Below are 671 nucleotides of genomic sequence, written 5' to 3'. Positions count from 1 at the left end.
AGCCTTAACCGCAGGCTATGCACTCAAAGATTATCAATCGGCTAGCCAAACTTTTGCAAAAACGCGCAGTGATGACACCTTGAGCTTGTTTGCCGCTTACGAATACCAAAACGTGTTTGATTGGCAAAACTGGTCGTTCATTTCCTTCGCGGGTTATAGCCAAACCGATTCAAACATCACCTTTTATGACGAAAATGAATACCTTTTGTCGTTAGGCTTTAACTACAGCTTCTAACATGGTTCTCGCGGCGAACATGTGAATACTCGCCGCGAACTCCTCTCAAATGACCACTACACGGCTTGAGCCGTGAGTTGTTTCAGCAATCGGTCCATCGCGCGATACCCGAGCGCTTCCGCCAAATGAGAACGCTCAATCTGCTCAGCACCATCTAAATCCGCTATCGTGCGGGCCACTTTAATGATGCGATGATAGGCACGAATCGATAACCCCAGCCGATGTAGTGCAGTTTCGAGAAATTCCGCATCGCTTTTTTGCAACGGGCAAAATGCCTCAATCTCACGGCTGCCAAGCAGTGCGTTGACTTTGCCGTTTCGATTGAGCATGCTCTCGCGAGCAAGACTGACGCGCTCTTTGACGAGTTCCGTGGGTTCACCTCGATCACCACCTTCCGCCAACGTGCCTTTCGGTAAGGATGGAATTTCTAACGACA

At 49.2% G+C, this 671-nt stretch carries 1 protein-coding gene and 1 pseudogene; one reads left to right on the top strand and one right to left on the bottom strand.

Annotated elements, in window-relative coordinates; translation table 11 throughout:
- On the top strand, window positions 1–235 hold a 235-nt coding region (locus tag R7P74_RS26835), incomplete at its 5' end, for a DUF2860 family protein (protein WP_318123703.1).
- A gap of 56 nt (window positions 236–291) precedes the next feature.
- On the opposite strand, the pseudogene R7P74_RS26830 reads toward R7P74_RS26835, so the two are convergent.
- Window positions 292–671 (bottom strand): annotated as a pseudogene (locus tag R7P74_RS26830) (YifB family Mg chelatase-like AAA ATPase); the annotation flags it as partial.

The sequence above is a fragment of the Vibrio sp. 2033 genome (genome assembly GCF_033339735.1).
This window is presented reverse-complemented; position numbering and strand designations above follow the sequence as displayed.